This is a genomic window from Kitasatospora sp. SC0581, from assembly GCF_048159585.1.
GTDB lineage: Bacteria > Actinomycetota > Actinomycetes > Streptomycetales > Streptomycetaceae > Kitasatospora.
In genome coordinates this window covers 1-8,545 of sequence record NZ_JBLRWA010000002.1, presented here as the reverse complement: position 1 = coordinate 8,545, position 8,545 = coordinate 1, and the positions used below count along the sequence as shown (strand labels likewise).

The following is an 8,545-nucleotide window of genomic DNA, read 5'->3' as shown; positions in this document are numbered from 1 at the left end:
CCGTCCCGGGGGTTCATGATCGTGCGTTGCTGAACCCCGAAGGGGCCCGCACATACCCGACATACCGGGCACCTTGCGGCGAGCCGCCCGGAGGGCCGCCCGAAGCCTCCGGGCCGCGACCATCCACGGGCGGACACCCGCGGACCACCACTCCGGCACGCTCCGGGTCGGGTCCGGAGCGTGCCGCAACAGCGCCGGGGGCGGCGGCCCGACGACCGCGCAGGACCGGGTCACGGCCTCGGAAGAGGCCACAACGGCCAAGTACTGCACAGGGGTTGAGGAACATCCAGGCCGGATCGCGACTGGTGCGCGGCTGACAGGCCGTCGCCGAGGTGACCGGCCCGCTCGCGCCGGGGGGCCGGCCGGCACACCCGGCGGTTCAGTCCTGGAGGGAGGCGAGCCAGGCGGTCAGCAGACGGTTGACCTCCGCGGGGCGCTCCTGCTGGATCCAGTGCCCGCAGCCCTCCAGGATGTGGGCGGAGGCCAGGCCGGGGAGGGTGGTCGGGTAGGCCTCGATCGCGTCGGCCATCCAGGTCGTGGAAGCGTCCAGGGCGCCGCCGATGAACAGGGACGGCTGCCTGATCGGGGCTCCGGCGTACTGGGCGAGGTCCTCCCAGTCGCGGTCCATGGCGCGGTAGCGGTTGAGGGCCCCGGTCATGCCGGTGCGCTCGAACTCCCCGGCGTACACGTCGAGATCGCCCTCGGTCAGCCAGGCGGGCAGCCTGCCGCCGGGGAAGCGGTCGCGCAGCCGGCCGCCGGCGCGGGCCACGAAGTGCGGGTCGGGCTCGCCCCAGGCGGGCATGGTGTCGGCGGACATGGCCGCGTAGAAGCCCGCGAGCCAGCCCCGGAGGTCGGGCTCCATCTCCGCCTCGGCCCGGCCGGGCTCCTGGAAGTACGAGACGTAGAACTCCTGGTCGCCGCCCATCCGCGCGAAGACGTCGGTGGGGCGGGGGCCGCCGGGCGGCGCGTAGGGGACGCTCAGCAGTCCGACGGCGCGGAAGACCTCGGGGTGGAGCAGGGCGGAGGCCGCCGCGATGTTGGAGCCCCAGTCGTGCCCGACGACCACCGCCCTCTCCTCGCCCAGGGCCCGCACCAGGGCGACGTTGTCCTCCACCAGGTCGAGCATCCGGTAGGCGTCCGTCGCGGCCGGCTTGGAGGAGCGGCCGTAGCCGCGCACGTCGAGCGCCACGGCCCGGTACCCCGCCGCCGCGAGGGCCGGGAGTTGGCGGCGCCAGGAGTACCAGGACTCGGGGAAGCCGTGGACGAGCAGGACCAGTGGTCCGGTGCCCTGCTCGACCAGGTGCAGGCGCCCGGCGGGTGCCTCGATGGTGCGGTGGCGCAGGTCGGTGGACGGCGCGGGCTGGTGCATCGCTTCTCCTCGGTTCGCGGGCGGCCGCGGGTACCCGCCGATCATGCGGCGCGGCGGCAGCGCGACGCGAAAACCCTTGCCATCGTGGCAAACTGGCAGGACAGGGCGGTGAAGGCGGCACGGCCGCAGGGAGCGGGGCGACGGTGACGGACGACGGCACAGCCGACACGCTGGCGGCCATGGGCCCCCGGCTGCGGACCGCGCGCGAGCGGCACGGCGCCACACTCACCGGCGTCAGCCGCGCGACCGGCATCTCGCTGAGCACGCTGTCGCGGATCGAGACCGGCCGGCGCAAGCCGACCCTGGAAGTGCTGCTGCAACTCGCGAAGGCGTACGGCGTCTCCCTGGACGAGCTGGCCGGCACCGCACCCGCCGCGACCGGACCGCGCGCCCCGGTGCCGCCTCGCTCCGGCGGCGACAAGGCGGTGCTACCGCTGACCCGCTACGTCGGGGGCCTGCACGCCCACAAGCACGTCCTCCCCGCCGTCGACGCACCCCCGGCGCGGCCGCGGCAGGTCTCCCACGACGGATACGAATGGCTGTGCGTCCTGTACGGACGGCTTTGGCTGGCACTCGGCGAGCAGGACCTCGTCCTGAGCGCCGGGGACGTAGCCGAGTTCGACACCCGCACCGCCCACGGAGTCGCGAACGCCGGCCCCGGCGGACCGGTCGAATACCTGATCATGTTCGGACCGCAGGGAGAGCGCCTACGACCGCGCACCCCAACCCCCGACCGCGGCGCCCGGTAATCCGGAGCACAGCATCCGGGCCCCGCAGTAGTCACACAGGGAGCTGAAAGGAGCACCGGCCGAGCAGCTTGATGTGGCTCCGCACGAACGGTGAGAGCCGAACCACGCCCTCGTCACGGACGTCGAAAGCACGCCCTCCCAGGGCCGCCCGACCCGGCCCAGGTCGATCCGGCCGGCAACGGAGTCCTTGCGGCGACCCTGTTGACCGCAGGCCTTCAGACCGAACGCCCTGCGAGGAACAAGGCGGCCCGCTCGTCCAGTTCCGTAGCGCCGTGGACGGTCCGAATGCGCGCAAGGCGGGCGCGCATGTCCGTCACGGCGTCGTCCACCTTCACCGATCGGAGGCCTTCGGCCAGCACGAGGAACTCACACCACGTCGACAGGGCGGCTCCGTAGTTCTCCTGGCGGACCTGCACCGCCCCCAGGTCGGCCAGAACGATCGCATGGCTACGGCGCCGGTCGAGACCGTGAACGTCCAGGGCGACTTGGAGATGCTCCTGGGCCGTTTCGTAGTCGCCGAGTTGGGCGAGGATCATCCCCGAATGGTGAGCCCAGCGACCGATGCTGAAGTGGCTCGCCCAGGAGTCGCCGGGCGTCGGCGAGGATCGCTCGATGTGCCGCTGGGACGTGCCGAGGAAGCGGGTGGCCGTGGTCCGATCACCGTCCTGGGCCGCGGCGTCGGCGAGGGTGGTCTCGTAGTAGGCGAGGGCTTTCGGGTCGTCCAGGCGTTTCGCCTGGTCGACGCACTCCTCCGCGATCCGCACAGCGGCGGCCCGGTAGCCGAGATCGATGGCCTGCACGGCGAGGCCGCGGAGCGCGGTGGCCGCGAGTTCCGCGTCGCCGGCCTCGGCGGCCAGCCGGTACGAATGCGCGTAGTACTTCTGGGCGACGCCATGGTTGCCCTCGTCCTGAGCCATCCATCCGATGAGGTGGGTCAACTGGGCGGCCCCGGCGAAGAGTCCGCGCCCGACGGACTCGGACCAGGCGCCGTCCAGCCATGGACTGACGTTCTCCACGAGGTACTGGACGGCAAGGTGCCGCGCATGACCGCCGCCGAGTTCCGCCGCCGCGTCACCGAGCGACTTGACCATCTGCCGGACAGCAAGGACTTCACCCTGGCCGACCCGGACCGTCGCACCGGAGTTGGCCGTCACCCTGCGGGTGATGCTGTCCAGATCGGGCAGGCCAAGGGCCGCGAGCGCATAGCCGCTGGAGGAGGCCATGAATTCCCGGCGAAGCACTTCGCTCCTTCCCAGCGCGAGGACTGAGCTCACGGTATCGCCCACACCACCCTCGGGCACGTCAACCTGTGCCGCAGGCGCATCATCAGATGAGCCGAACCCAAGCACCTCACAGAGAAACGGCCACCAGTACTTCGGTGCCCGCCCCTGCTTCTCCCATCGGTAAACCTGTCCGCGTCCCGGCCCCTTCCCTCCTCTGCCCTCGACCTTTCCCAGTTCGATGGCGAGACGCTCCTGCGACCAGCCCCTTGCGCTACGTGCCCTTTTGATCATCTCGCCAGTGGAGACATCTTCCGACACGGCGCCCCTTTCCTGGACTACAAGTCGGCCTACAACTGGCTCACAAGCGGCATACAGGCTGGCACCTATTCGCGGACGGTGACGCGGCATTGACTGTACGTCAGCCGTCCAGGGCCGAAAGCCCTGGCTGGGTGGCTCTTCCCAGGTTCAAACACGGCCATGCCATCGATCCCCGCCCGAGGTGTTGCGTCATGAGCGTGCGTTTCCGCCGATTCGCCCTGCCCCGTGTCAACGAGTCGGTTCCCAAGAGCAGGGACCTGGTCGGCCACACGATCCGGGCCTGGATCTCCATGAGCGAAGAGGCGCACGACAACTTGAACCTGATCACCTCCGAGTTGGTTACGAACGCCGTCGAGCACACCACCGCGGACACCATCGTGCTCACCCTCCAGCTGAACACCCGGACCCGGATGGTGACCGTCGGGGTCCAGGACAGCAGTGCGGCCCTGCCGTCCGGCCGTCACGCGGCGCCCGACGACCAGTCCGGACGCGGCCTGTGGCTCATCGCCGCACTGGCGAACCGGCACGGAGCCCAGCTCACCTCAACCGGCAAGTGGGTCTGGGCCGAGGTCGCCCTCCAGCCCCTGGCCCGCGAACAGACCCGCCGCAACGTGCTGCGGCAGATCATCTCGGTCAACAAGGTCCGCCCGCTCATCCGGGCGCGGATCCTCTCGGCCGCCTAACCCCCCTCCTTCTCAACCCGCACGGAACATCCCCGTGCCGGGCCGATCCGTCACGCCTCCGTGACCCTCATCCCGCCGACTCCGGAGAGAGACACCAGTGACCACCCGCGTCGAACGCACGACACGCCCTCAGATCGATCGCCTGCGCGAAGCCCTGCAGCTCGCCGCGCCCGAGGCCCCGACTGTCTCGGCGACCGAGACCGACCGGCTTCTCGTGAACCCCGTCGAGCTCCGCGACCACCTCACCCAACACCTCGGCGACCACGCCAGCCGGGTCCTCGTGGCCGGGACTCTCGACAGGCGGCTCGTGCTGATCGAACAGCCGGACGCCCGCTGGGTCGTCGCCGACCTCTCGGGCCATAACCACGACACCCGCTACTGGCCGACCTGGATCACCGGGCACGGCGAGATGGACACGCCGGACTCCTGGCTGTCCCTGGCCAACCTCGACGACGCCGCGGTCCATCGCTTCACCAAGCCGACCGTCCTGCTCGCCGCGCTCTACCACCCCGAGCACTTCCCGCTGCCCCGCTTCCCTCTCGGTGTCAGCGACGTGGCCAGGGCCGCCCGGTCCACGCTCACCGGGGAGGTCTCCCTCCTCGACATGCAGCTCGGCACCACGCTGAGCGGCCTCATCATGGCGGTGGCCGAGAACCGGCCGGACATCCTGGGGATCAGCGCGACCTTCGGCCAGCACGACCTCATGACCGAGCTGCTGGACGCCGCCTACTCCCTCGAATCCCAGCCGATGGTGATCGCCGGGGGCAGCCTCACCGCCCGCAACGAAGCCCTCCTCCTGGAGCGCTACCCCAAGCTCCTGGTCGCCCGGGGAGCCGGCGAGCCCACGATCAAAGACCTCCTCGCCCACTGGCACGGTGACATCCCGCTGAACAAGGTCCACGGCATCGGTTACAACGGAGCCGCACGCGGCGAGGGCACTCCGATCATCAGCCGCCGCCGCACCGCCAAACCGGTCAGCAACTCGCAGGACGACATCTTCCCCGAGCTGGACCTCCTGCCAGCCACTTTCGAGCACAAGGGCGTTGCCCAGGCCGAGGGCTCTCGCGGCTGCACCAACTACTGCTCGTTCTGTCCGCGCGGCCACAAGGGGACCTGGTTCGGAAGCCACCCGGAAGCCTTCCCGTGGCTCCTCGAGGAGATGGGGCACATCTTCGACAGGTACCCGCACGTCTCCCGGACGCTCTACCTGGTGGACGAGGAGTTCATCGGCCGCGACGATGGCGCGGTGCCCCGCGCCCTGAACATGGGCTCCACCCTCCACGACGCGGGCTTCACATGGGAGACCAGCTGCCGCGTCGACCAGGTCGTCCGCCTCGACCAGGACACCGCCTGGCACCGCGAGCGCGCCGACATGTGGCGCCGGCTCGTGCAACACGGCCTTCGACGCTGCCTGTTCGGCGTCGAGTCCGGAGTCGACTCGATCCTGGAGCGGTTCAACAAGGAGACCACCGGCGAGCAGAATGCCGTCGCCATCCGCACTCTGTCGGCGCTCGGTGTCCCCACCAGGTTCACGTACATCAGCTTCGACCAGCTCATGACGTTCGAGGAGCTGAAAGCCACCTACGCCTACCAGGGTCGGACCGACCTCCTCCTACGACCGATGCCCAACCTTCCGATCCGGGAGATCGTCGAAGGCGTCCAGGACCCGGAGTGGGTGGCCTGGGCATCCTCCGGCAGGCCCCTGCACAGCGGCATCTCCTACATGCTCGTCAGCATGGAGTGCCTGGTCGGGGCCGCCTACACCAAGCGGGCCCAGGCTGCCGGGCTCACCGGCGAGGTTCGGCCGTCCATGGGCCGGGTCGACTCCCGGTTCGCCGACTGGCGGATCGGCGTCGCCAGCCAGTGGGCCCAGCTCTGGGTCGACAGGAACTTCGCTTTGGACTACACCTTCAAGTCGCTGGAGAAGATGCTCGACGGCGACCCCCGCAGCATCGTCCGAGCCGCCCGGATCGTCCTCAAGTACGCCGCCTACCAGGTCTTCGGCCGCATGATCGACGCGATCGAGCAGACCCCGCCGGTGCCCGGCGAGAAAGGTGCGGAAGCGGCCCTCGGCGCCCGTGTGCGCACCGAACTGGAAGACGAGTTCAAGGCCCTCTCGAAGAAGATGGCCGGCGGCGTCGAGCACGTCCTGCGCAACATCCCCAAGGACTTCGCCGCCATCCTCGACAAGGAGTACCTGCGCTGGGAGCAGACCTCCGAGTGGCGCTCCATCAACGCCTCGGACCCCTGCGGAACCTGAGGAGACGACCATGGAGAAGCGCTACGTGCCCGGCCTCGGCCATGTCTCGGCGATCGGCGCCGGATGCTGGACCATCGGCGGCCTCGCTACCAACGACGGCGTCCCGGTCGGCTGGACCGGAGTGGACGAGGACGAGGCGTACAGTGCCCTCATCCGCGCCCACGACCTCGGCATCACCCTCTACGACACCGCCGACGCCTATGGCCTCGGCCAGTCCGAGCGCCTGGTCGGCAGGCTCCTGACTACTGCCAACCGCGACCGGCTCACCGTCTCCAGCAAGGTGGGCTATGTCCGCGGAAATGCCGCTCACCCGTACGAGCGAGACCAGATCCTCCGGCAGTTCGACGCCACCCTGGACAACCTCGGCACCGACTACCTCGACCTGTACTCCCTCCACAGCTCCGACTTCGGCCCCGACCATCGCTACCTCGGCGAGGCCGCCAAGACCCTCCGGGAACTGCGCGATCAGGGCCTGATCAAGGCCATCGGCATGCGAGCCCCGCACGAGTTCTGCCTGGCATGGGCCGAGGACGTCAGCCACCCGCGCTGTGCGGAGGCATCCGCGTTCATGCTGAGGTTCGCCGTCGTCCAGCCCGACGTGCTGACCGTCCGCTACAACATGCTCAGTCCCCTGTACGAGCCCATGGACGCCGACATCTTCGACCTCGCCAACGAGTGCGGCGTCGGCGTTCTCATCAAGCAGGCACTCGGACAGGGGCTGTTGGTCGGCGCCCACCGCACGGATCTCCCGCGCACCTTCCCACTGGGCGACCACCGCCGAGGCGACCCGAAGTTCAGCCCGGCAGCCGTGGGGGCTGTGCGGCACGGTCTGAGGCAACTCGGAGCGGACTTCGGCTACACCCGGGCCGACCTGACCCGCATGGCTCTCCAATACGCCCTCCAGCGATCCGAAAACGCCTCCTTGCTCGTCGGTTTCCGCACCGCCCAGCAGATCAGCGTCAACGTCGCCGCAGTCGGCGATCCGCTCACAGCCCCCGAGATCGACCAGATCCAATCCGTCATGGCCCCCGTCCGCGAGACCATCGCCTCGCTGACCGACACTCAGGAGAAAAGTCCGTGAAGTACACCGAAGTCGAACGGAAGTTCAAGCTCCTCAGCGACCCCCAGGAGCTGAAGGACCAGCTCACCGCCCGGGGCGGCAAAGCCGGCCGGCCGACCCGCCAGGTCGACCACTACTACAACGCCCCCCACAAGGACTTCCTCTCCGGAGACGTGATCTCCGAGTGGCTCCGGATCCGTATCGAGGACGGCATCTCCTCCCTGAACTTCAAGCGGTGGTACCCGCTGGAGCGGAAGATCAAGACCCACTGCGACGAGTTCGAGAGCACCGTCTCCGACGCCACCGCTGTCCAGCACATCCTGGACTCCCTCGACTTCACCAAGCTCACCACGGTCGACAAGACTCGCGAAGAGTGGTTCATCGACAGCATCGCCGTCGCCTTTGACAGTGTGGGCGACCTCGGAGACTTCATCGAGTTCGAGTACAAGGGTGAGGCCGAAACCATTGAGGAGGCCACCGAGAAGATCGAATCCTTCATCGCCGGCCTCGACATCAAGCTCGGCGACCGCATCCACGCCGGCTACCCCCATCTCACCCTCGGGCTGGCCTGACGAACGGGCGCACGACCGTACCGATATACCTGCACCGGACCCTTTGGCGCCGTGCGGATGTTGCGGTTTTCTGCTCTTTACCTCCGAGTGGTGAGGCTTTTTTCGCGGCGTGCTCCAGGCCTGCCTGGAGCACGCCGCAACCGCATTTCCAGGCCTTTGTACGCTCCTGCGAAACCTCTCTTCGGGCCACGTTGCCTCCGTGCTTGCGGCATTTCTCCGGCGCGCTCCCGGGCCGGCCCGGCGCGCCGCGGCCACGTTAGGGGGGGGTAGGGGTGGACCGACGCCCACCCCCCCCCGGAAAAGTACCTGGC

At 69.2% G+C, this 8,545-nt stretch carries 7 protein-coding genes; 5 read left to right on the top strand and 2 right to left on the bottom strand.

Annotated elements, in window-relative coordinates; genetic code table 11:
• Positions 1–379: 379 nt before the first annotated feature.
• Positions 380–1,369 (bottom strand): alpha/beta fold hydrolase, encoded by a 990-nt coding sequence (locus ACLWS4_RS03165; RefSeq protein WP_416873309.1) that lies wholly within the window; start codon positions 1,367–1,369, stop codon positions 380–382.
• A gap of 179 nt (positions 1,370–1,548) precedes the next feature.
• Here ACLWS4_RS03165 and ACLWS4_RS03160 point away from each other — a divergent pair, with 179 nt between their 5' ends.
• A complete protein-coding gene (locus ACLWS4_RS03160) occupies positions 1,549–2,118 on the top strand; it encodes a helix-turn-helix domain-containing protein (protein WP_416873546.1) in 570 nt (189 codons plus the stop codon).
• Positions 2,119–2,333: 215 nt separating this feature from the next.
• On the opposite strand, the gene ACLWS4_RS03155 is transcribed toward ACLWS4_RS03160, so the two are convergent.
• A complete protein-coding gene (locus ACLWS4_RS03155; protein WP_416873308.1) occupies positions 2,334–3,659 on the bottom strand; it encodes a tetratricopeptide repeat protein in 1,326 nt (441 codons plus the stop codon).
• 191 nt (positions 3,660–3,850) lie between these two features.
• Here ACLWS4_RS03155 and ACLWS4_RS03150 point away from each other — a divergent pair, with 191 nt between their 5' ends.
• The 4 genes from ACLWS4_RS03150 to cyaB all read left to right on the top strand — a co-directional run bounded on the left by ACLWS4_RS03150 (position 3,851) and on the right by cyaB (position 8,234).
• Complete coding sequence (locus ACLWS4_RS03150; RefSeq protein ID WP_380741703.1) at positions 3,851–4,342, top strand: ATP-binding protein; 492 nt, start codon at positions 3,851–3,853, stop codon at positions 4,340–4,342.
• Positions 4,343–4,439: 97 nt separating this feature from the next.
• A complete protein-coding gene (locus ACLWS4_RS03145) occupies positions 4,440–6,602 on the top strand; it encodes a B12-binding domain-containing radical SAM protein (RefSeq protein ID WP_416873307.1) in 2,163 nt (720 codons plus the stop codon).
• Positions 6,603–6,612: 10 nt separating this feature from the next.
• Positions 6,613–7,683 carry an aldo/keto reductase gene (locus tag ACLWS4_RS03140; protein ID WP_416873306.1) on the top strand — a complete coding sequence of 357 codons (1,071 nt, stop codon included), beginning with the start codon at positions 6,613–6,615 and terminating at the stop codon, positions 7,681–7,683.
• Positions 7,680–8,234, top strand: coding sequence for a class IV adenylate cyclase (gene cyaB, locus ACLWS4_RS03135; protein ID WP_416873305.1), 555 nt, complete (start codon positions 7,680–7,682; stop codon positions 8,232–8,234). The genes ACLWS4_RS03140 and cyaB overlap by 4 nt, the downstream gene beginning before the upstream one ends.
• Positions 8,235–8,545 lie beyond the last annotated feature (311 nt).

Bases quoted from the DNA above. Each gene is read 5' to 3' on its own strand.
- ACLWS4_RS03160 (WP_416873546.1), top strand. From the start codon at position 1,549: ATGGGCCCCCGGCTGCGGACCGCGCGCGAGCGGCACGGCGCCACACTC.
- ACLWS4_RS03140 (WP_416873306.1), top strand. From the start codon at position 6,613: ATGGAGAAGCGCTACGTGCCCGGCCTCGGCCATGTCTCGGCGATCGGC.
- ACLWS4_RS03150 (WP_380741703.1), top strand. From the start codon at position 3,851: ATGAGCGTGCGTTTCCGCCGATTCGCCCTGCCCCGTGTCAACGAGTCG.
- ACLWS4_RS03165 (WP_416873309.1), bottom strand. From the start codon at position 1,369: ATGCACCAGCCCGCGCCGTCCACCGACCTGCGCCACCGCACCATCGAG.